At 48.1% G+C, this 22,186-nt stretch carries 19 protein-coding genes; 10 read left to right on the plus strand and 9 right to left on the minus strand.

Annotated elements, in window-relative coordinates; all coding sequences use genetic code 11:
• Positions 1–11 precede the first annotated feature (11 nt).
• The 4 genes from J9B83_RS04160 to J9B83_RS04175 form a co-directional block, all read right to left on the minus strand.
• Complete coding sequence (locus J9B83_RS04160) at positions 12–2,156, minus strand: TonB-dependent siderophore receptor (protein WP_211535475.1); 2,145 nt, start codon at positions 2,154–2,156, stop codon at positions 12–14.
• A gap of 142 nt (positions 2,157–2,298) precedes the next feature.
• Positions 2,299–3,189 (minus strand): AraC family transcriptional regulator, encoded by an 891-nt coding sequence (locus J9B83_RS04165; RefSeq protein ID WP_211535476.1) that lies wholly within the window; start codon positions 3,187–3,189, stop codon positions 2,299–2,301.
• Between the two features lie 98 nt (positions 3,190–3,287).
• The gene (locus tag J9B83_RS04170) at positions 3,288–4,571 is read right to left on the minus strand and encodes an NAD(P)/FAD-dependent oxidoreductase (RefSeq protein WP_211535477.1); all 1,284 of its coding nucleotides are present in this window, start codon (positions 4,569–4,571) and stop codon (positions 3,288–3,290) included.
• Positions 4,572–4,583: 12 nt separating this feature from the next.
• Positions 4,584–6,074 carry an aldehyde dehydrogenase gene (locus tag J9B83_RS04175; protein ID WP_211535478.1) on the minus strand — a complete coding sequence of 497 codons (1,491 nt, stop codon included), beginning with the start codon at positions 6,072–6,074 and terminating at the stop codon, positions 4,584–4,586.
• Between the two features lie 197 nt (positions 6,075–6,271).
• Between J9B83_RS04175 and aguB the strand changes: the two genes are divergently transcribed.
• The gene (gene aguB / locus J9B83_RS04180; protein ID WP_211535479.1) at positions 6,272–7,162 is read left to right on the plus strand and encodes an N-carbamoylputrescine amidase; all 891 of its coding nucleotides are present in this window, start codon (positions 6,272–6,274) and stop codon (positions 7,160–7,162) included.
• 10 nt (positions 7,163–7,172) lie between these two features.
• The gene (gene aguA, locus J9B83_RS04185) at positions 7,173–8,249 is read left to right on the plus strand and encodes an agmatine deiminase (RefSeq protein WP_211535480.1); all 1,077 of its coding nucleotides are present in this window, start codon (positions 7,173–7,175) and stop codon (positions 8,247–8,249) included.
• 125 nt (positions 8,250–8,374) lie between these two features.
• Here aguA and J9B83_RS04190 read toward each other — a convergent pair whose 3' ends face one another.
• Together J9B83_RS04190 and J9B83_RS04195 are read right to left on the minus strand one after the other, a co-directional pair.
• A complete protein-coding gene (locus J9B83_RS04190; protein WP_211535481.1) occupies positions 8,375–9,493 on the minus strand; it encodes an extracellular solute-binding protein in 1,119 nt (372 codons plus the stop codon).
• Between the two features lie 86 nt (positions 9,494–9,579).
• A complete protein-coding gene (locus tag J9B83_RS04195) occupies positions 9,580–10,923 on the minus strand; it encodes a glutamine synthetase family protein (RefSeq protein ID WP_211535482.1) in 1,344 nt (447 codons plus the stop codon).
• A 261-nt stretch (positions 10,924–11,184) separates the two neighbouring features.
• On the opposite strand from J9B83_RS04195, the gene J9B83_RS04200 reads away from it, so the two are divergent.
• Positions 11,185–12,462: an NAD(P)/FAD-dependent oxidoreductase gene (locus J9B83_RS04200; protein WP_211535483.1), complete on the plus strand. Its 1,278-nt coding sequence runs from the start codon at positions 11,185–11,187 to the stop codon at positions 12,460–12,462.
• Between the two features lie 71 nt (positions 12,463–12,533).
• The gene (locus J9B83_RS04205) at positions 12,534–13,211 is read left to right on the plus strand and encodes a TetR/AcrR family transcriptional regulator (RefSeq protein WP_211535484.1); all 678 of its coding nucleotides are present in this window, start codon (positions 12,534–12,536) and stop codon (positions 13,209–13,211) included.
• 10 nt (positions 13,212–13,221) lie between these two features.
• On the opposite strand, the gene J9B83_RS04210 is transcribed toward J9B83_RS04205, so the two are convergent.
• Positions 13,222–14,046: a helix-turn-helix transcriptional regulator gene (locus J9B83_RS04210; protein WP_211535485.1), complete on the minus strand. Its 825-nt coding sequence runs from the start codon at positions 14,044–14,046 to the stop codon at positions 13,222–13,224.
• Between the two features lie 544 nt (positions 14,047–14,590).
• Between J9B83_RS04210 and J9B83_RS04215 the strand changes: the two genes are divergently transcribed.
• The 6 genes from J9B83_RS04215 (at position 14,591) to J9B83_RS04240 (ending at position 20,966) form a co-directional block, all read left to right on the plus strand.
• Positions 14,591–15,925 carry a glutamine synthetase family protein gene (locus J9B83_RS04215; RefSeq protein ID WP_211535486.1) on the plus strand — a complete coding sequence of 445 codons (1,335 nt, stop codon included), beginning with the start codon at positions 14,591–14,593 and terminating at the stop codon, positions 15,923–15,925.
• A gap of 197 nt (positions 15,926–16,122) precedes the next feature.
• On the plus strand, positions 16,123–17,214 hold the full coding sequence (locus J9B83_RS04220; RefSeq protein ID WP_211535487.1) for a polyamine ABC transporter substrate-binding protein: 1,092 nt from the start codon (positions 16,123–16,125) through the stop codon (positions 17,212–17,214).
• 105 nt (positions 17,215–17,319) lie between these two features.
• A complete protein-coding gene (locus tag J9B83_RS04225; RefSeq protein WP_211535488.1) occupies positions 17,320–18,474 on the plus strand; it encodes an ABC transporter ATP-binding protein in 1,155 nt (384 codons plus the stop codon).
• The gene (locus J9B83_RS04230) at positions 18,471–19,415 is read left to right on the plus strand and encodes an ABC transporter permease subunit (protein ID WP_211535489.1); all 945 of its coding nucleotides are present in this window, start codon (positions 18,471–18,473) and stop codon (positions 19,413–19,415) included. The genes J9B83_RS04225 and J9B83_RS04230 overlap by 4 nt, the downstream gene beginning before the upstream one ends.
• Entirely contained in the window at positions 19,412–20,221 is an 810-nt protein-coding gene (locus J9B83_RS04235; RefSeq protein WP_211535490.1) for an ABC transporter permease subunit, read from the plus strand. The genes J9B83_RS04230 and J9B83_RS04235 overlap by 4 nt, the downstream gene beginning before the upstream one ends.
• A 40-nt stretch (positions 20,222–20,261) precedes the next feature.
• On the plus strand, positions 20,262–20,966 hold the full coding sequence (locus J9B83_RS04240) for a glutamine amidotransferase-related protein (protein ID WP_211535491.1): 705 nt from the start codon (positions 20,262–20,264) through the stop codon (positions 20,964–20,966).
• Positions 20,967–21,106: 140 nt separating this feature from the next.
• Here J9B83_RS04240 and gmhB read toward each other — a convergent pair whose 3' ends face one another.
• Together gmhB and ybaK are read right to left on the minus strand one after the other, a co-directional pair.
• Entirely contained in the window at positions 21,107–21,679 is a 573-nt protein-coding gene (gmhB, locus tag J9B83_RS04245; RefSeq protein ID WP_211535492.1) for a D-glycero-beta-D-manno-heptose 1,7-bisphosphate 7-phosphatase, read from the minus strand.
• Between the two features lie 32 nt (positions 21,680–21,711).
• On the minus strand, positions 21,712–22,185 hold the full coding sequence (gene ybaK / locus J9B83_RS04250; RefSeq protein WP_211535493.1) for a Cys-tRNA(Pro) deacylase: 474 nt from the start codon (positions 22,183–22,185) through the stop codon (positions 21,712–21,714).
• Between the last annotated feature and the right edge of the window lies 1 nt (position 22,186).

The following is a 22,186-nucleotide window of genomic DNA, read 5'->3' on the forward strand; positions in this document are numbered from 1 at the left end:
GCCTCAGATCGTTAGAAATCATACCGACCACTTATTTCGAAAGAGCGATCCGCGCCATACCAGCAGTTGTCTGTGTCGTAACAGCTGTAGTAGGTTTCGTCGAAAGCGTTGGTAACAGCGAGTTTTACACTTGCTCCTTTCCAGTTTGCAGACAACTGAGCTAAATCGTAACCAACAGACAAATCCACTAAAGTATAAGAAGGCACAGTGTCTGAATTTTCTGCATCGACTTGCATAGAGCCAACATAGCGTAGACCTGTACCAAAAGAAGCCCCTGCTAACGCGCCTGAATCAGGAGCGTAATTCAACCAAGCACTAAATTGTTGCTCTGGTGTCCAGATGGGGGTGTTGCCTGCTATTCCGCTATTGTCTTTTGTTACCTCCACGTCTTGCAGAGTGTAAGCTACTGAGACACTCCCCCTTGGTGTTAATGCTTGTTTTGCTTCTAGTTCAAGTCCTCTAGCGCGTACTTCACCCACTTGGATTTTGTCGTATGCTGTTCCATTTGGGTCATTGGTTAGCACATTGCTTTTGATAATTTCGAAGACAGTGGCGCTGGTGGTTAGACCACGAGACTGATATTTCAAACCGGTTTCCCACTGGTTTGCTGTCGATGTGTCAAAATCATTGCCATCTTTATCTGAGCCGCTAACAGGTTCAAAGCTTTGAGCGAAATTGATGAAAGGAGAGATACCATTATCAAACTCATAAAGTGCACCAACCCGACCACTAAATTGGTTTTGATCTATTTTTGTTGTCGCATCGGCGCCATATTTCGTACCGGTTTCTTCGTATGAAAAACGGTCATAGCGGCCACCTGCTAGTAACACCCAGTTGTTCAAGCGAACTTGGTCTTGTATATATAAACCGGTTTGTTTCTTTTTGATGGTGAAGTCACTGCTGTACCCAGAGGCTGCAAAGTCTAAATCACTGGCGATGATTTGATAATAATTTGGATCATATAAATCAATACTTGGTGCGACAGCATCTTCATATTTAATATCGGAAGTCAGTGTTAGATAATCTACACCGAACAACACATTGTGTTCTGCTTCACCAATATCGAAGATTGCTGATAATTGGTTATCAAGGTTGATTCCTTTAGTTGACTCGTCAGTTAGGTATGCCCGACGGTTTAGTGTCCGTTCATCGCTGTCAAGACCTGTTGAATAAGTATTCTCTTGATAGGCTTCGGCGATGGTGACACGAGCATTCTGCATAAAGCTCCATGTCTGATTGATACTATGGTCGAGTTTGTAACCTAAGAGAAGTACATCTCTATCGTATGTTTCCCAGTTAGCGTCACCAGCGTAGGCGCTGTCACTGAGTTGTCCGTTAATATTACTATAAACGGTACCTCGACTAGGTAAGGATGAATATACTCCCATAGAGGGGTCGTTTTGATAATACATATTTAAGTTGAGTTGAGTATCCGCGCTAAGATCGAGATCAAGAGAGGGTGCGATCAACATACGTTTGTTTTCAGAAGTGACCGCTTGTCCATCAGACTCTGATATTTTGGTGATAAGTCGATATCTTGCGCTGTCACTTATGGCTCCAGTGGTGTCAAGGCTAACTTCTTTTTTGCTGTCGCTACCGACGACGACTTCCAGAGAGGTTTTTTCTTCATCCTGAGGTACTTTGCTGATGATGTTTACCATACCACCAGGTGGCATTTCGCCATATAAAGTGGAGGTTGGGCCTTTGAAAATCTCGATTTGTTCAACGGTAGACATGTCGATTTGAGGCTGTAAATTCCAGTCGTTGTACAATAATGGCAAACCATCTAGTAAAACAGTGTCGTTATCAAAACCACGAATATTGAATAAATCTAAGCGCGAGATTGCTCCGCCGCGTAGTTCAGTATTTACGCCAGCGCTGTAACGAACCGCTTCAGAAACACTTTCAACGCCAAGAGACTCTAGGCTTTCAGCATCAATGATAGAAATGGCTTGAGGTGTTTCTTCTGGATCAAGCTGTGTTTTTGTTGCGGTATTACGGTATGTCTGTCCTTTGACTTCTAGAGTGCTGAGTTGGTCTACGATAATATTTTCTAACATTGTTGAGTCTGCTGTGTCTTCTGCGAATACATGAGACGATGCAGAGAGTATGGCAACTGCGAGCATGGTAAGAGGGAAATGCACGGCCGGTTTCATGGTTTACTCCAGTAATAAGATACGATCACGTTTGATAATGGATATCATTATATAAACCAAGTTTAGATAAAACTTAACGTTTTGGTGCATCTTGATAAAGAATGTGAGCGTCATACACTTGTTTATGTCTGGTGTTTCCCTGCTATCTCGGTCGAATTGGTAACCAATATTCCATATAACTGGATGGATCTTTGGGGTCGTAACCTGGCTCGTATTTCTCCAGCTCATAGCCAGAAATACCATCGTAATTTGACTGTGGTAACCAATAAGACAAGCACCAGGCGACGTTTTTTTCAATGGCAGCGACTTTTCCTTGCACAGGAATCACTGCGTATTCTTGTGGCGGAACTTGTAAGGTATCTAAATCACGAGATGGGCATTTATTGGGAGCATGGGTTAAAAAGCCCGCCCAATAGTGCAGTTGGTTAGGGTGGTCAACTTGGTCCCGAGTATCTATTACACCGATAGGCTGAATGCTGTCGACTAGCATGGTAGGTGGGTTTAGCGCCTGCCAAAGCTTAGGAACCCGCTCTAGAAAGTTAGGTGAAGAGGAGAATAGCCCACTGATCCAGTCGTGTTTGCCTTGAACATGAAACGCGTCATGACTTTCAATACGGATTTGAGTAAACGACAAAGGCGACTTTTCATCATCTTGATGCTTGTTTTCACGAGGACACAGAGGAGTACGCAAGCCTTGGCGCTTTCCTCGCAGGCGATACTCTCTTGGGGTGCAATGAAAAAACTGCTTAAAGGCGCGGGAGAAACTGATCTCGGAATCAAAGCCACATAGAATGGCGATATCCAAGTGCTTGGTTTTGCTCGAGAGCAATAGTTCAGCCGCTTTGCTCAAGCGCAGTTCGCGAATGTATTGTGCTACGGTTATTCCGGTTGCTTGACCAAAAACACGTTGAAATTGCCAACGGGACCAGCAGCTTTTCTCAGCAAGATCTGCCACATTGATGGTTTCATCGAGGTGTTCGTGAAGGTAATCTAATACCTTTTCAATGCGAGTGAAGGTGTTTTGCTTTGGCATAGCAGAGCGCTCAAATATCAGTCGTTTAGATAATAACCATTATCATCTAAACGACTCCATAATGCCAATTTTGACCGCAAAGACTGATGCTTTGTAAGCTAAATACCTAATTTATCACGCATGTTGTAGTACACAGCGCCAACGGCGGTGTAAGGAATGCGAAGCATGCGGCCGCCGGGGAATTGATACTGAGGCATGCTGGCGAAGACGTCGAAGCGTTCGGTGTCGCCGTGGATGGCATCAGAGAGAATCTCGCCCATAAGATGGGAGTTGGTGACGCCGTGGCCAGAATAGCCTTGAGCGTAGTAGAGATTGTCGCCGATTTTACCCACTTGCGGCATGCGCATCATGGTCAATAGGAAGTTACCTGTCCAAGCAAAGTCGATTTTCGCATCCTTGAGAATCGGGTAGGTTTTGAGCATTTTCGGCACTATGATGGACTCAATTTTACCCGGATCTCGTGCGCCATAGGTGGTGCCGCCGCCGTAAATCAGGCGACCGTCCCCAGACAAACGGTAATAATCCAATAAATAGTTACAGTCTTCTACACAGCGATCTGTTGGTAACAGTTGCTTTTGGATGTCTTCTGGTAGGGGCTCGGTAGCGATGACCTGAGTGCCACATGGCATGGCTTTTTTCTCAATGTCCGGCAATAAACCAAACATATAGGCGTTACCAGCGACGACCACGGTGTCAGCGATGACAGTGCCTTGCTTAGTAACAACCTTGCCGGGTTTGCCCTGTTCAAGACGAACTACTTCGGAATCTTCAAAGATTTGACCACCCAAGGCTTCGAACGCTTTCGCCTGACCCAGTACTAGGTTCAAAGGCTGAATGTGCCCGCCTTTACGATCTAGTAATCCACCAGCATAACGGTCTGAGCCGATATGGTCTTGAATTGACGACGCTGAAAGCAGCTCTAGTTCGTTGTGACCATGGGATTCCCACAAGGCTTTTTTGGCTTTGAGGTCTTCAAATTGTTTTGGATTACAGGCCGCAAACACATTACCGTGTTTTAGGTCGCAATCGATGTTGTATTTCTCGATACGATGGCGGATTAACTCAGAACCAGCAAAGGCCATTTTGGCCATTTTTTTGCCAATCTCGTCGCCATAGCTGTTAAAAATATAATCGATGTCGCGGTTAAAGCTGTTGACGATCTGACCGCCGTTACGACCCGATGCACCAAAGCCGATACGAGTACCTTCTACGACGATGACTCGCTTACCCTTCTCAGCCAAGCTCAACGCGGTTGAAATGCCAGTGAAGCCGGCACCCACCACGCAAACATCGCAGCGATGTTCACCGGTCAGTTGAGGGCGAATGACTTTGTCGTTAGCAGAGGCCGCGTAATACGAATTTGCATGATTTGTAGATGACATAGATAACCCCTGCTATTTCAAGCTGATCCAAGTGTTTTTAATTTCGGTGTATTTTTCCAAAGCGTGCCAGGATTTATCGCGGCCATTGCCGGAGGCTTTTACACCACCAAAAGGCACTGTGGTGTCGCCATCTCCCCAGGTATTTACCCACACCATGCCAGATTCCAACAAGCGACTGACGCGGTGCGCGCGAGACAAGTCGTTGGTCCAAACGGATGCACCAAGGCCGTATTTGGAGTCGTTGGCTAACGCAATGGCTTCTTCTTCGGTGTCGAAGGTCATCACGGCAAGAACTGGCCCGAAGATTTCTTCGCGAACAAATTCCATTTCGTGGGAAGCATCGGTGAAAATCGTGGGTTGCGCGTAGAAGCCCTGCCCTGCTTGGTATTCACGCACACCGCCTAAGGCCAGCGTTGCGCCGTCGGCAAGGGCGCTGTCGATGAACCGATGAACGGTGTCGAGTTGCGCTTTGTCGACCATGGGGCCCATTTTGGTTTTAGGGTTCAATGGATCGCCTGGGACGTAGGCTTTGGCCGCGCTGATCAGCGCCGCCATAAATTCTTCTTTGATGCTGCTGTGAACATACAAACGAGAGCAGGCAATGCACACTTCGCCCTGGTTGGTGAAGATGGCCGACGCCGCGCCTTTTGCGGCCGCTTGAATGTCTTTGCAATCGTCAAACACAAGGCAAGGCGATTTACCGCCGGCTTCGAGCCAAACGCGTTTCATGTTCGATTGCCCTGCATATTGCATTAGCATGCCAGCCACACGGCTGGAGCCAGTGAACGCCAAGGTGCCAATATCGTGGTGCAAGGCCAGCGCTTTACCCGCGGTGTGACCAAAGCCCGGTAGCACGTTGAAGACTCCATCAGGCAGCCCTGCTTGCGTCGCCAATTCGGCAATGCGTAAGGCGCTTAACGGCGCTTTTTCAGACGGTTTTAGAATGACAGAGTTACCCGCCGCCAAGGCCGGTGCGATTTTCCACATCACCATCATTAAAGGGTAATTCCATGGCGTGATGACAGCGACCACACCCAGTGGCTCGCGGCTGATCAGCGCCAAGTTGTTTGGGTTGGTCGGTGCAATTTCGCCATACAATTTGTCGATGCATTCGGCTGACCAACGTAGCGCGTCGATGGAATCTGGCACGTCGATGTTGACCATCTCAGAAATCGATTTTCCCATGTCTAGGGTGTCGGTGAGGGCCAATTCGTCTTGATGGGCTTCGAGCAGATCTGCCCATTTTTGTAAAACACGCTTGCGTTTGCCAGGCGCCATTTTTGACCATACGCCACTTTTAAAGGCCGCTTTGGCGGCGTCGGTGGCAATGTTAACGTCGGCTTCGTCGCAGCTGGCCATTTTGACCAACAGAGATTCGTCGGTTGGGTTAATGCAATCGAATGTTTCACCACTTTGGGCTGGTGTGAAACCACCATTAATGTAAGCCTCGCTGTGTAGGCTAATGGTATCGCGCAGAGCTTGCCATTCTTGGTAGGTTTTCATGGTCTGCTTTTCCTTTTATCTTTCGCCAAAAGGCCAAATGGTTATTGTGAATCTAAGCTAACTGAGCCACGCTTATCGTACTATATCCCCGTGGGGGTATATCGTAATTTTACCAACCTACTAAGATGACGATTACTAGGGTGGCTATGTCACACTAAAGTGTCCCCATAACAAAACACCGCTTGGAGAACCCGTTTATGTCAAAGGTTACTGTTGCTGCTACGCAGATGCATTGCACGTGGAATAAAGAAGAAAACATCGACCGCGCTGAAAAGTTGATTCGATCTGCTGCAGCTAAAGGCGCGCAAGTGATTTTGATTCAAGAATTATTTGAAACGCCCTATTTTTGCATTGAAATTCACGAGCCGTACCACGATCTTGCGACGACGCTCGAAGAAAACGCCGCGTTCAAACGCTTCCAAGCTTTGGCCGCCGAGCTTAATGTGGTGTTGCCTTTTAGCTGGTATGAGCAAGCAGGTCAGGTGCGTTTTAACTCTTTGGCGATGATAGACGCAGGTGGTGAATTGTTGGGTGTGTACCGTAAAACGCACATTCCAGACAGCGACGGCTACCTTGAAAAATACTACTTCAGTCCTGGTGATACCGGCTTTAAAGTATGGAACACGCAATTTGGCTGCATTGGTGTGGGTATTTGCTGGGATCAATGGTTCCCTGAAACGGCTCGCTCTATGGCTTTGATGGGCGCCGATATTTTATTGTTTCCCACAGCGATTGGTTCAGAACCTAGCCAATCCGATTTAGACAGCATGCCCCATTGGACCAACACCATGCGCGGCCATGCGGCGGCAAACCAGGTGCCGGTCATTGCGTCAAACCGTATCGGTAAAGAAGTGGCTGAACACCGTGATTTGGCACTGACTTTCTACGGCTCGTCGTTTATTTGTGATGAGCGCGGTGAATTGATTGAGCAAGCAGACCGTGAAACTGAAGGCGTGTTGATTCACACCTTTGATTTAGACCATGTACGCACACAACGCAAAGCCTGGGGTTTGTTCCGTGATCGTCGCCCTGAGCATTACGGCGTACTTCAAACTCTTGATGGCCAATTAAAATCCACCGTGAAATAAAGAGAACAGCATGTTAACGACGCCAAAAAACGATCAATTCTGGATGCCGGGTGAACACACGCCACAAGCCAGCGTGTGGTTAGCCTGGCCGACGCGCCCTGATAACTGGCGTGAAAACGGCTTGCCCGCGCAAGCGGCGTTCGCCCACTTTATCGAGCGTTTAAGTGGCTACGTTACGGTGAAATTGGCGGTTTTGCCCGACTACGAAGCGCAGGCCAAAAGCATGTTGCCCGCCTCGGTAGAGCTGCATCCGATGGCCTACAACGATGCTTGGTTGCGCGATACCGCGCCGACCATGGTGATCAACCAAGCGGGTGAAAAACGCGCGGTTGATTGGCAGTTTAACGCCTGGGGCGGCGAGCTAGACGGCTTGTATGACGACTGGTCCGACGACGAAAAGGTCGCGCAAAACGTGGCGACAATAGAGGGTGTGCAGTGCTACCACGCGCCTTTTATTTTGGAAGGCGGCTCGATTCATTGCGACGGCGAAGGCACCTTGTACACCACAGAAGAGTGTTTATTGCACCCTAGCCGCAACCCTAATTTAAGCCGTGAAGACATTGAGTCACTGCTCAAAACCTACTTGTCTGTTGAGACCATTATTTGGTTGCCACTGGGTTTGTTCAACGACGAAACCAATGGTCATATCGACAATATTTTGCATGTGGTGCGCCCGGGTGAAGTCTTGTTGACTGTGTGCGACGATGAGAACGATCCGCAGTACGCGATCAGTCAGCAGGCGTTGTCGATCTTATCCAACACGCGCGATGCCAAAGGTCGTGAGATTAAGGTGCATGCCCTGCCGATGCCGGGGCCTCTGTATATCCGCGAAGACGAAGCTGCAGGCTTGGTGCAACCAGAGCGTATGGAGCGTGCCACCGACGATCGTTTGGCGGGGTCTTATGCCAATTGCTTGATCTGCAACGGTGCGGTGTTTTATCCGCTGTTAGACGAAGCACAAGACGCGAAAGCCCACGAGGTGCTGCAAAAGGCGTTTCCTGAGCATAAGCTGATTGGTATTCCGGCGCGAGACATCTTGTTGGGCGGTGGCAATTTGCACTGCATTACTCAGCAAATCCCTGCCTAATCTGAGTGTAACTTGGGCCTGATTCAGGCCCAAAAGCAAAAAACACCGAGCGATGGTATCGCTCGGTGTTTTTACAACGCAACTCAATTTAATTTAAATCAACTTAAATCAAAACCTATGAAACCTTAACGGTCGGTTTTCACATTGGTCCACAAACGCGCCATCAAGCGTTCGATGCGAATACCACGAACTTTCTGTGCGAAGAGTTTCTTTTTCACCTCAGCTGGTGGATAGATGCCCACGTTGTCGCGGATTTCTTCGTCTTGTAGGTCCATCGCGTCCATGTTCGGGTTAGCGTAGGCCACGTAGTTAGACACGTCAGCGATCACTTCGGGTTGCAATAAGTAGTTGATGAAAGCGTGAGCGGCTTCTTTGTTGTCGGCGGCTTTTGGAATCGCCAACATATCAAACCAAATTTGCGCGCCTTCTTTTGGGATCGAGTACTCGATGTTCACGCCATTGTCGGCTTCGATCGCTCTGTCTTGGGCTTGCAACACATCTCCAGACCAACCAATCGCTACACAAATGTCGCCGTTTGCCAAAGCGCTGATGTATTGCGATGAATGGAATTGACGCACGTAAGGGCGCACGCTTTTCAGCAATTCAACCCCTTCGCTGTCCAGCGCGTAATCCGCTGGAGTACGGCTGTTTGGATCTTTGCCAAGGTAATTCAGTACCAATGGGTACAGTTCATCTGGTGAGTCTAAAAACATAACACCACAAGACTGCAGCTTTTGCATGTTTTCTGGCTTGAGTACCAAGTCCCAGCTGTCGACGGGGGCATCATCGCCCAGCGCTTCTTTTACTTTCTCGACGTTGTAACCTATGCCAGTGGTGCCCCATAAATACGGCACGCCGTATAAGTTGCCTGGGTCAACGGCTTCTAAAAAGCCCAATAGTTCTGGGTCAACGTGGTGTAGGTTAGTGAGTGCGTCTTTATCGAGTTTATCAAACACCCCCGCTTGAATCTGGCGACCCATAAAAGACGCCGTTGGCACGACCAAGTCGTAACCCGAATTGCCTGCGAGCAATTTGGCTTCGAGCACTTCGTTGCTGTCGAATACGTCTTGAATCACATCGATGCCGGTTTGTTCTTCGAAATTGGCAATGGTGTCTTCTGCCATGTAATCGGACCAGTTGAAGAACTTGAGTGTTTCGGCCATTGCAGGGGTGGCGCTGCCTAATGCGCAGACCACGCCCGCGACGGGCAAGACACAACGGGTGAAGCGTTTGCGGTTTGTCATGGTTCGGTTCCTTTTATGATAAAGCCATACGCCCCGTTAAGCTTTTGAATCCTAATCGGGGTGTGTTGTGAAAAACAGTTACGCCGTTAGACGTTCAACAAAAGATGCTCTCGTTCCCAAGAGCTAATCACGCGGTTAAAGGTTTCGAATTCGCTGCGTTTCACGCCCATGTAAGCGGTGACGAAGTCTTGACCTAGAATTTCGCACAATGGCTCGCATTCTTCTAGTAAACGTAAGCCTTCTTCTAAGGTTCGTGCGATTTCCACATCAGGATGGTCCGATGGCGGCTGGTTGGCTTTGGTCGGTTCCGTTGGTTGCAGCTTTTGCTTCATGCCCAAATAACCACAGGCGAGCGTTGCTGCGATGGCCAAATACGGGTTGGAGTCGGCGCCGGGGAAACGGTTTTCAATGCGCGTGGCTTGCGGTGGCGCAAATGGAATACGCAGCCCTGCGGTGCGGTTGTCAAAGCCCCAGTTCATGTTGATCGGCGCGGCCATTTCGGGTGAAAAACGACGATAAGAATTGACGTTAGGGGCGAAGAAAGAAATCGCATTCGGAGTGTATTTTTGCAAACCGCCAAGGTAGTGGTAAAACGTTTCGCTTGGCTTGCCGTTGTCATCAAACACGTTCTCACCGGTGTTGGCGTCGACCAAACTTTGGTGAATGTGCATGGAACTGCCCGGTTCGTCTTTCATCGGCTTGGCCATAAAAGTCGCGTAAACACCGTGTTTCAAAGCGGCTTCGCGCAAGGTGCGTTTGAACACAAACACCTGATCGGCGAGGTCCAGCGGGTCGCCATGAATGAAGTTGATCTCCATCTGCGCCGCGCCCGATTCGTGAATTAGGGTGTCTACGTCCAGATCTTGGGCTTCGCAGTAGCTGTAAAGCGTGTCGATGATGGAATTAAACTCATTGACCGCGTCTATGCTGTAAGAGCGACGGGAAGTTTCGCGTTTGCCTGAACGCCCTACCGCCGGTTTTAGTTCGTAATCTGGGTCGGTATTGGGCTGAATAAGGTAGAACTCGACTTCTGGTGCGATAACGGGTTTTAAGCCTTCTTTTTCGTACAAGGACAAAATATGGCGTAAGATCGTGCGGCTGGCCAAGGGATGCAAATTGCCGTCGTTGGTGTAACAGTCGTTGATGACTTGCGCGGTGGGTTCGTCGGCCCAGGGCACCATGCGTAAGGTTTTGGGATCGGGTTTGAGCACCATGTCTCGGTCGCTGGCGTCGATGATATCGTAGTGATTGTCGGCCCAGTCGCCGGTCACACTTTGCACTAACACCGTTTCGGGTATGCGCCCGGTTTTTTCAGCGAGAAATTTAAACGTTGGGTAAAATTTACCCCGCGCGTTCCCCGTCATATCCGCTAATGTTGACTCGACTTCAGTAATCGCATGCTCTTTTAAAAAAGCTTCAAGCTCTGTCATAACTCACCTTACGTTGGTTGCTCAACGACCACTGTTGAGCGCTAAAAAATGTCTGTTGGTTGTTTTACTATTAGATTGTTTTTTTAGTCAACCCGAATAATAATTCGGTTTAAACCTTATTTTAGTTTGATTGGTAAATCAACACATTGTGATTAAATAGGTTAATATTACGATTGACAACCGCCCTAAAATCGATCAATTATTCGGTTATTGCTTTGCGTTCTATGAACGTTTCGGCGTGAACCCAAACAGGAGTATTTTTTGAGCATACAGGATTCCTCTTACTACGAAGCGACAGCGACAGCGCGCAAAGGTCGTCCACAGTTAGTGGGTGATCACACAGCGGACATTTGCATCATTGGCGGCGGTTTTACGGGGGCGTCGGCGGCCTTGCATTTGGCGCAAGCGGGTTATCAAGTCACCTTGTTGGAAGCGCAAACCATAGGTTGGGGAGCGTCGGGACGCAATGGTGGACAAATATGCCAAGGTCACAACATGGGCCACGCGGAGATGGTCAAAAAAGTCGGCAAAGACACGGCGGACATTCTGTGGCAAACCTCGGTCAATTCCGTGGAGATGGTCAAAAATTTAGTGGCTCAGTATGATATTGACTGTGACCTCACGCCGGGCGTGCTGCATGTGGCGTCCAAAAAAGGTCACACCGAGGAGATTCAACAAGCGGTCGATTACAAACGCGATGTTTTAGGTTATGAGGGCGTGCGTTTTTTAGACGCCAGCGAAGTAGCAGATAAGCTCGGAACGGAGCGGTATTTTGGCGGCGAATATTATCAAGATGGCGCGCACATTCACCCACTGAATTTTGTCTTAGGCTTGGCGAAAGCCGCCGAATCTCATGGTGCAACACTGTACGAGCATTCGTCTGTGGTGGAATACACCGACGACAAACACCCAGTAATCAGCACCGAGAAAGGCCGTGTGACCTGTCGTTATGTGTTGTTTGCCTGCAATGGTTACTTGGGGCATCTGAACGGCCCTGCGGCGCGTAAAATCATGCCGATCAATAACTTCATCATCGCCACAGAGCCTTTACCTGATAACTTGGTGAAGCGCATTAACCCCGATCGTGTGGCCGTGGCGGATTCAAAATTTGTGGTGAACTATTATCGTTTGTCCCGTGATAATCGTATGTTGTGGGGCGGCGGCGAAAATTACAGTCCGCGTTTTCCAAAAGACATTGCGAGCTTTGTGAAAAAACACATGGTGGCGACCTATCCTGAACTGGGCGAGTATCGTATCGATCATGCTTGGGGTGGCACTTTGGCGATCACTCTCAATCGCATGCCAAACATCAGTCGTCAAAAAGACAATGTATTTGTTGCCCAAGGTTACTCGGGTCACGGTGTGGCCATGGCGACGTACGCGGGTGCCATGTTTGCCAAGGCAGTGCAAGGCTCGTTAGAAGAAACTGATGCGTTTGAGCGTTTGCCAAGTCGTGATTTCCCGGGGGGAACGCTGTTACGCTGGCCAGGTTTGGTGGCCGGCATGTTGTACTATTCTATGCTGGATCGTTTACCCTAGGGCTTGGCTGTTAACGGATATGTTATTTTGCCAGTTTTTCTTTTTTATTGTAGCAGGACACTTTGTCTATTATGTCTAACCCCTCTGAGACGACGAAAACGCCCACGGCGGTGAAAACCATGCAATCTGTCTCACCGCGCAGTGAGCCGGTGCAGTCTCGTTCTATTAAGCGAGCCCAACAGATTTTAGACGTCACCAGCGAACTGCTGGAAACCGTTGGTTTGAACGATTTGAACACGGCGATTATCGCCAAAGAAGTAGGCATTTCAGTCGGTTCCTTGTACCACTATTTTCCCAATAAACACGCCATCTTGTACGCCATGGGTAAGTCTTGGCTCGACAGCATCGAAGAGGTGCTTACCGACATTCAAGAATGGTCATTGGAAGAAATGCCTTTATCGGTGTTTATTGATCAGGTTACCGACATCAATTTGCGCACCTACCGCCAGCAGCGAGCAGTATTGCGTTTGGTGCAGGCGATGTTTTCGGTACAGGAATTACGTGAGCTGGACGAACGTCACGACGACATGGTCATTACGCAAATGGCCAAGGTGTTTAAGCGCATCGGACTGAAAAAACATGTGCGCGAACGGGAACGCATTGCGCGTCTGTACCTAGAAGTGACCCACAGTACCTATCTGGTGGTGGTGAACCAAAACGAGCGTCGTGCAGCGCGCACCTTATCGGACTTAAAACTCATGCTCACCTGTTTATTAGAGCGGCATTTGAACGAAGTCGATACCGACTGACTGCGTTGCGTCACAGGCTCTCTTTTTCTCGATCGAGAGCGTCCAAATGGCTCAGAAATAAGGTAAAGATTTCTGACTGACTGGAGGTATCAAGGCGAGCATGAATGTTTTTTCGATGCACCTTGACGGTGCCTGCACTGATATTGAGCTCGCTGGCGATGGATTTCGACGAGTGACCTTTTAGTAACAGCCCCAGAATTTCCTGTTCGCGAGACGTCAGCACGCCATGGGCAAAGGTTTTTAACGCTTGCTTTAAAGGGCCAGATTGCGAGACTCGTTCAACAAATTCCCCAGATTGCGCCAACCAAAATTGATTCACCAAGGCTTCTAAAACGGGAAAAACCGTTTTGAGGTTGTTTAGTTCTGAACGACGAATCGAGCCAACGGCTTTTTGTCGACCCAACGAAATCGCACAGGTGGTGGTTTTGTCTAAATCCACCAAAATATTGATTTCATCGACCAGGTCAAAATCGCGATAGCAGGTTTGGTAGTACTCGGTTTCTTCAAACGAATCGGGGGCCATATCGACCAAACGATACACGCCGGGCGTCACACCCTGTTGGATGGAGTTAAACAGCGGATCAAGCAGGTACGCCTTATTCAAATACAGTCGTAGAGTGTGGCTTTGTTCACTGGGGTCGCTAGGGTAAATGAGCAGTGGCTTCAGCGTTTTTTTGTAAGTCACTATGATGAAGGTGTCGAAATAGCAAAGGTTAGATAAGACACTTCTCAGCGTGCTGGGGAAGCTAGGCACACGAATGTGGCTGGACAGCGTACCGAGGTCTCGCATGAGTTCAGGTAGGGTCAAATGCCCTCCTAATATGTTTCTTTGCATGACAATAGGCCTTTTGCACAGACCCCAATCATCAGGGTCACTGTTTTATCGATAAAATACTGAATTAAGAGCAAACACTGTGCCATTTTAAGAGCGAAATGTCTTACACAGTATAAACGGATATTTTATTCGGTTTTATGTTTTTGCGGTCGCCTGATTTTGTTCGTCTAAAACAAAATTTACATCGACTTTATAATCTTTTCTGTAGTAAAAATAATGCCATAACCTGAATAATATGTCGGATTGTGCAACCTGTTATTCGCTGTAGAAATCCTACTCTTACTCTGTTTTCTAATGTATATCAGTTATATAGACAAGCAGAGCGGTAGAGATCTTTGTTCTTCAGCCAGATTTTTACACAATTGCGTCCATGTTTGCCTATACCCATTCGGGGATAGTTACTTGCATCATTTTATCGGGTTAAGGTGAATTACATTGAAAGAATTTGATTCAGGTCAGGCATTGAAGTCGAAAAATTACTCGATTATGAATCAGCTTAAAGCACCTCTTTCTTAGCAAGACTCATTTCAGAAGAGAATATTGTATGTCGGATATGTACGAAGGGAACAATGAATTTGATTTGTTCATCACAGATCTAAACGGTAACTTACGCGGTAAGCGTATGCCTTCCAGTGGCCTTAGATACGTGATGAAAAATGGTGTTAAGCTGCCACAATCGGTGATTGGCTTTGACCATTGGGGCGACGATGTGCTGGACAATGGCATGGTATTCGAAACTGGTGACAGTGATGGTATTTGTTTAGCCGTGCATCCTGAGCCCATTCCTGTGCCGTGGGCAGAGTCGGCTCGAGATCAAATTTTGGCGATGATGTACAACGCCGACGGTTCACCTTTTTACCCAGATCCACGTCAATTGCTTACCCGCATTGTTAATCGCTTCAAAGAGCTTGGTTACACGCCTGTTGTGGCCACTGAGTTGGAATTTTACTTGCTAGACGGCACATCCGAAGCCCAGCGTCGCCCTTCTCCGCCTATTATTGTTGAAGGCAATGGCGTGCGTTTGAACAAAACCGACTGTTACTCTATTGAAGAAATGGATGGCCTTGAAAGCTTCTTCGCTGAAGTGCGTCAAGCTTGTGAGATTCAAGGCATTCCTGCTGACACCATTATTTCTGAATTGGGCCCCGGCCAGTTTGAAATCAACATGAAACACACGGATGACGCGGTTCAAGCGGCGGATCATGCCATCATGTTTAAGCGTTTGATCAAGGGCGTGGCGCGTCAGCACGACTTCGGTGCGACCTTTATGGCGAAACCTTACGCTGATAAAAGCGGCAACGGCTTCCACGTGCATTTCAGCTTACTGGATGCCGACGGCAATAACGTTTTCAACAACGAAACCGATGAAGGGTCAGATCTGCTCAAACAAGCGGTTGCGGGCTTATTGCATCATATGTCCGATTCTATGCTGGTGTTCGCGCCACACTTGAATTCTTATCGTCGTTTTCAGACGGGAGCACACGCACCAACGTTTGCCAGCTGGGGCTATGAAAACCGCACTGTTGCGGTGCGCATCCCAGAAAGTGAAAATATTGCGCGCCGAATTGAACACCGTGTCGCCGGGGCGGATGCTAACCCTTATTTGGTATTGGCAACGGTTTTGGGTGCGGCATTGCATGGCATTGAAACAAAAATGTCACCGCCTGCACCTATTGAAGGCGATGCCTATGCTATGTCAGAAGATTTTGAACCTCTGCCTAATCGTTGGGAATTGGCGACGGAATCCTTTGCTGACAGCGCCTTCTTAACAGAATACATGGGCGAAGAGTTTGTACGAGTGTATGGCGCGGCGAAAGAACAAGAGCAAATGAAGATACACAGCCGTATTTCTAACGTGGAATACGAAGCGTATTTGTAAGCAATACACAGGTATTTGGCTATTTTATAAGCCGACATGAAAAAAGTATTTTTTTTGGTTAATGCTTTGCACAAATTTCGCGTGCAAAGTGTGATCAGCAGTATTAAAAGATGAGAAAGCTCAGTAAGGGCTCACAACTAAAATCAATATCACATCGGAACCGGTCAACGACAGTTGACTAAATGGGAGAATCCTATATGAAACGCAAAGCATTAAATGTACTGATCGCCGCCTCTGTGTCTACTTTTGCCGCAAGCAGCTACGCGCAAGACGTGTTAAACATTTATAACTGGTCAGACTACATGGCACCGGGCGCATTAGAGCAGTTCAGCAAAGAAACCGGCATCAAGGTGAACTACGATGTATACGACAGCAACGAAGCGCTAGAAGCGAAGTTGATGGCGGGCGGTTCAGGATACGATTTGGTAATGCCATCGAACTCCTTTTTTGAGCGCCAACTTCAAGCCGGTGTGTATCAGAAAATCGACAAAAGCAAGTTGACGAATTACCCAAATTTAGATCAAACCCTAGCCAAGCAAATTGAAAAACACGACGCCGGTAACCAATACAACATTCCTTATGCGTGGGGCACCATCGGCATCGGTTATAACACCAAGATGATCGAAGAACGCCTTGGCACAACGGACATCGATTCTTGGGACGTGCTTTTCAACCCAAGCATTGCGGCTAAGTTGCAAGATTGTGGCATCGCGGTTCTGGACTCTCCTGCTGAAATGATGTCTGTAGTGAACAACTACCGCCAAGTAGACCCAAACTCCGAAAGCAAAGACGAGCTTGAAGCGTCGTCTAAACTGATGGCAACGGCACAAGACAACGTAAAATACTTCCATTCCAGTAAATACATTTCCGACCTAGCCAACGGCGAAGTGTGTGTGGCCATTGGTTACAACGGTGATATTCTTCAGTCGCAAAGTCGTGCGGAAGAAGCAGAGCAAGGCGTCGACATTAACTTTGTCATCCCTAAAGAAGGTACCTTGGTGTGGTTCGATTTGATGGCGATCCCAGCGGACGCGCCTCATGCGGATGCGGCGCATAAGTTTATCGACTTTGTCCTACGTCCTGAAATTGCCGCGGCGATCTCTAACTATGTTTATTACGCGGTGCCAAATACCGCGGCTGAGCCATTGTTGGATGAAGAAGTTGCCAACAACAAAGGCGTGTACCCAACACAAGCGGTCAAAGAAAAACTGTATGTGCAAGTTGCCCATACCGCTCGTTTCGACCGTATTCTTACCCGCGCATGGTCTAATATCAAAACAGGTCGATAAACACCTGATTTTGAGTCAGTTTTTTTGATCAAGCGTCTATCGATACCAGGGCGAAGTCGTTAAGATTCGCCCTCTTCGAATGCATTCATTTTGACAGGTGGGGTTATGTCTGTGTCTTCTGGTTCTCCAATTATTACGTCTCAAACGCTGCCAACGTGGCGTCAAAAAGAAGCGGAGCCCTTTGTTCGAATAGAACAAATTAATAAGCAATTCGGTGACTTTACCGCCGTCAACGATGTGTCATTAGACATATACAAAAACGAGCTATTTTGTCTCTTGGGCGGTTCTGGCTCAGGTAAAAGTACCTTGTTGCGCATGTTAGCCGGGTTCGAGTCGCCAACATCCGGGCGGATTATCATCGACGGTGTGGACATGTCTCATGTGCCACCTTGGGAACGTCCGGTGAACATGATGTTCCAGTCTTACGCATTGTTCCCGCATTTGAGCGTTGAAGCCAATGTGGCGTTTGGCTTGAAGCGCGAAGGCTTACCTAATCACGAAGTGAAAAAGCGCGTTGCTGAAATGCTCGACATGGTGCAACTGGGGCATTTAGCCCGTCGTAAACCGCACATGTTGTCCGGTGGTCAGCGTCAACGCGTGGCTTTGGCGCGTTCCTTGGTAAAACAGCCCAAGCTCTTGTTACTTGATGAGCCATTGGGTGCATTGGACAAAAAGCTGCGCGAAGAAACGCAATTTGAATTGATGCGTATACAAGAAGAGTTAGGCATTACCTTTGTGGTCGTTACCCACGATCAAGAAGAAGCCATGACCTTGGCAACGCGTATTGGTGTGATGAACAACGGCGTGATTGTGCAAACCGCCGAGCCTCACGAGGTGTACGAATACCCGAATAACCGTTTTGTGGCCGAGTTCATTGGTAATGTGAACATTTTCGATGGCACCGTGGTTACAGATGAACGCGACAGTGCGACCATTCATTGTGCCGACACCGACTCGTTGATTTACGTGGATCACGGCATCAGCTGTGCACCAAACCAAGGTGTGAGCGTTGCCATTCGTCCCGAAAAAATGCGCATCAGCCGCGAAGCACCGACTGAGATAAATAATCATGTGTCTGGCGTGATCAGCGAAGTGGCTTACATGGGCAGCCAATCGATCTTTAAAGTGCGTTTGCCATCAGGCAAAGAGATTCGTGTGACGCAACCGAATGCTCAGCGTGATACGGGTGATCGTTTAACGTGGGACGACAAAGTGCATTTGTCTTGGGACGCCGACAGCAGCGTGGTACTCACATCATGATGACACCGCCTGCGACTGCCTCTGTTGAAACGTCTCGCCCTACGCTGAAACAACGTTTGCAACGCCTGAGTCTTGGGCGTTGGCTGGTCATTTTGATCCCTATGTTGTGGTTAGCGGCGTTCTTTTTTGTACCCTTTTTAGTGGTGTTTAAGATATCTTTATCCGAAGCCATGATTGCGGTACCGCCTTATTCGCCTTTGCTTGAGTGGGACCCCGACTCAGCGTTTGCGACCTTGCGAGTGACTTTCGGTAACTATTTATTCTTGTTCGAATCGCGTTTCTACCTGGATGCCTATTTAAGCTCCTTGCGCATTGCCGCGGTGTCGACGTTTTTCACCTTGCTGATTGGTTTTCCGATCGCTTATTTGATTGCTCGTAGTGGCCCTACCTCGCGCACTATTTTATTGTCTTTGGTGATTTTGCCGTTTTGGACGTCTTTTTTGCTGCGGGTTTACGCGTGGATGGCTTTGCTGAAAAAGAACGGTTTGGTCAACGACATTCTGATGTCGGTGGGTTTGATCGATGAGCCTTTGCAAATCTTACAAACCGATTTTGCCGTTTACCTTGGCATTGTTTATACCTACTTGCCCTTTATGATTTTGCCCTTGTACACCCAGCTTGAAAAAATGGACATGAGCCTAGTGGAAGCAGCGTTGGATTTAGGCGCACGACCTTGGCGTGCCTTTTGTCTGGTGACCTTGCCATTGGCTAAGCCTGGTATAATCGCTGGCTGTTTGTTGGTGTTCATTCCGGCGGTGGGCGAGTTTGTTATTCCTTCCTTACTGGGCGGTTCCGATACCTTGATGATTGGCCGTGTGTTGTGGGATGAATTTTTCCTAAATCGAGATTGGCCGTTGGCGTCTGCCGTAGCGATTGTGATGTTAATCGTTTTAGTGGGTCCCATTATGTTTATGCGTAATGGCAATAAGGAGGCGGTATGAAGCAGCATTCTCTTGCGCTTAAACTCAGTGCGGGTTTTGGCTTTGTGTTTTTGTATGCGCCGATTATTGCGCTGATTATTTACAGCTTTAACGAATCCAAACTGGTGACAGTCTGGGGTGGCTGGTCGTTAAAATGGTACGCCGAGTTGTTCCGCAATGAGCAAATCATGAGCGCCGCTTGGGTAAGCTTAAAAATCGCCTTTATCAGTGCCACCTTGGCTGCCATTCTCGGCACCTTGGCGGGTTTTGTGTTGAGTCGAATGCGTCGTTTTCGTGGTAAAACCATGATGGCGGGTTGGGTAACAGCGCCTCTGGTTATGCCGGAAGTGATCACTGGCTTATCTTTGCTGCTGTTGTTCGTCGCCATGGAAAACATGTTTGGCTGGCCTGCAGGCCGTGGCACCACAACGATAGTAATCGCTCACACAACTTTTTGTCTGGCGTATGTGGCGGTGGTGGTGCAATCGCGCTTGGCTTCGATGGATGAAACCCTAGAAGAAGCCGCGATGGATTTGGGCGCTAAGCCGGTGTCTCTTTTCTTTTTGATTACCTTACCGATGATTTCTCCGGCCATTTTGTCCGGTTGGTTGTTGTCGTTTACCTTGTCGTTAGACGATTTAGTGATCGCAAGCTTTGTGTCTGGGCCAGGTAATTCCACCTTGCCGATGGTGATTTTCTCGAAAGTGCGCTTAGGCGTCACACCAGAAATTAACGCGTTGGCGACCCTGATGATTTTGGTCGTATCTGTCGCTGTGATCGCTGCGATTGTGATTATGCGTCGTCAGAATCGATTTCAAAAACCGTAACTTCGTATTATAAAAGTGCTTTTTTAGAGGCTAATAAGTCATGAAAATAGGTATTCTCGCAGCGGGCATCACGCCCGATGTGTTGCGCTCTGAGTATCCAACTTACGCTGAAATGTTTGCTCAGCAACTTTCTACCTTGGAGTCGTCGTTATCGTTCGAAATATTCGACGTACGCTTGGGTGAGTTTCCCGCCAGCACGGCGGTGTGTGATGGCTGGTTGATTACCGGCTCGAAATCCGACGCGCACGGCGACGATGCTTGGGTATTGGAGCTGTGCGACTTCATTCGTGAAGTTGATGCTAAGGGTCAAGTGTTGGTTGGCATTTGCTTTGGTCATCAAGTGATTGCCCGTGCCTTGGGTGGGCGAGTTGAAAAGTTCACCGGTGGCTGGGGCGTGGGTGTTCATCATTATCAAGTGGTCGACAACACAATCTCGGCACTTGATCGTAGTGACATTGCTTTTTGCGCCTTTCATCAGGATCAAGTGCTTGAGAAACCTGAGAAGATGACGACCTTCTTGACCAGTGACTTTTGCCAGCATGCGGGTTTGATCTATCAAGATCGCATCCTAACTTTTCAAGGCCACCCTGAATTTTCTAAAGCCTATGAAAGTGAGCTGATTGATATGTACGACGGTAAAACGCTGACTACAGAAGAAGCGGCTCAAGCGCGTGACAGTGTTGCAAAAGAAGCGATACAGAACGATCAATTGATGGCGTGGATCGGATGTTTCTTGAAAGGCTAACTCGTGGCCGATCCATTCCTCAAAGATCATCACAAAACCCCGTTAGTAGTTACTCACTAACGGGGTTTTGTTTTTTATGATTTGAAGCGTTATGAATAGTGCGCTTAGTTGTGAAAAGTACACTTAAGAATGGCCAGTGATCAGCTGTATTTTTGCAAAGTAGCAATAGTAAACGCCGCCAAATCTGTGAACACAGAAAAATGAAAATCGATCTTCTTGTACTGAGTCTCACGGCCTTTGCCGGTCAAAACCAATACTGGTGCGCAACCGCGGGCATGACCTGCCTGTAGGTCTCTCAGGGAGTCTCCGACCATAATCGCTGGTGTGTTCTCAAACGACACACCGAGTTCTGCTTCGATCGATTCAATCATGCCGCTTTTGGGTTTGCGACAGTTGCAATCGTCGTCTGGCCCATGAGGGCAATATTGAATACCATCGATTTTGCCGCCCTTTTCTTCTATCAAAGCGATCATTTTGTCGTGCATTGCCTGCAAGATGGCTTCGTCATAATAGCCGCGTGCAACCCCCGATTGATTGGTCACCACAAAGACTTTGAAGCCTGCTTTGGACAGCGCGGCGATGGCGTGAATACTGCCTGGGATAGGTTGCCACTCATCGACGGATTTTACATAAGCGTCGGAGTCCTGATTAATCACACCGTCACGATCTAATAAAATAATGGGTTTTTGCGTGCTGCTTGTCGCGGTGTTCATGGAGTCGTTACCTTATAAAAAAATATAGAAATCTATTTATGCTCAGCAATGTCTGCAAATTTGGCATTGCGGCAAATCGTGCTTAAATCATGCGGTGCCAGTCCAATGTCCAGTCCACGCTGACCACCACTGACGTACATTTTGGCATGAGTGGTGGCGCTCTGATCAATGCAGGTCACAAGGCTTTTCTTTTGGCCAATTGGACTGATGCCACCTAAAAGATAGCCTGTTAAGCGTTCAGCGGCCTTTGTGTCCGCCATGTGAAGCTTTTTTACGCCTATTGCGCTGGCGGCACGTTTTAAGTTGAGAGTGCCTGTCACAGGAACAATACAAACAAAGACGCTTTTATCATCGCTCACCAACAGTGTTTTGAACACCATGGAGGGGTCTAACGCCAATTTTTCTGCCGCTTCTTCACCAAAGTTTGAGCAATAAGGGTCATGCTCATATTGGTGAAGCGTAAAAGTGATGTTTCTTTTTTTCAGTTGATCGATTGCTGGTGTCACC

It is taken from the genome of Marinomonas vulgaris, from assembly GCF_018145875.1.
GTDB classification, from domain to species: domain Bacteria; phylum Pseudomonadota; class Gammaproteobacteria; order Pseudomonadales; family Marinomonadaceae; genus Marinomonas; species Marinomonas vulgaris.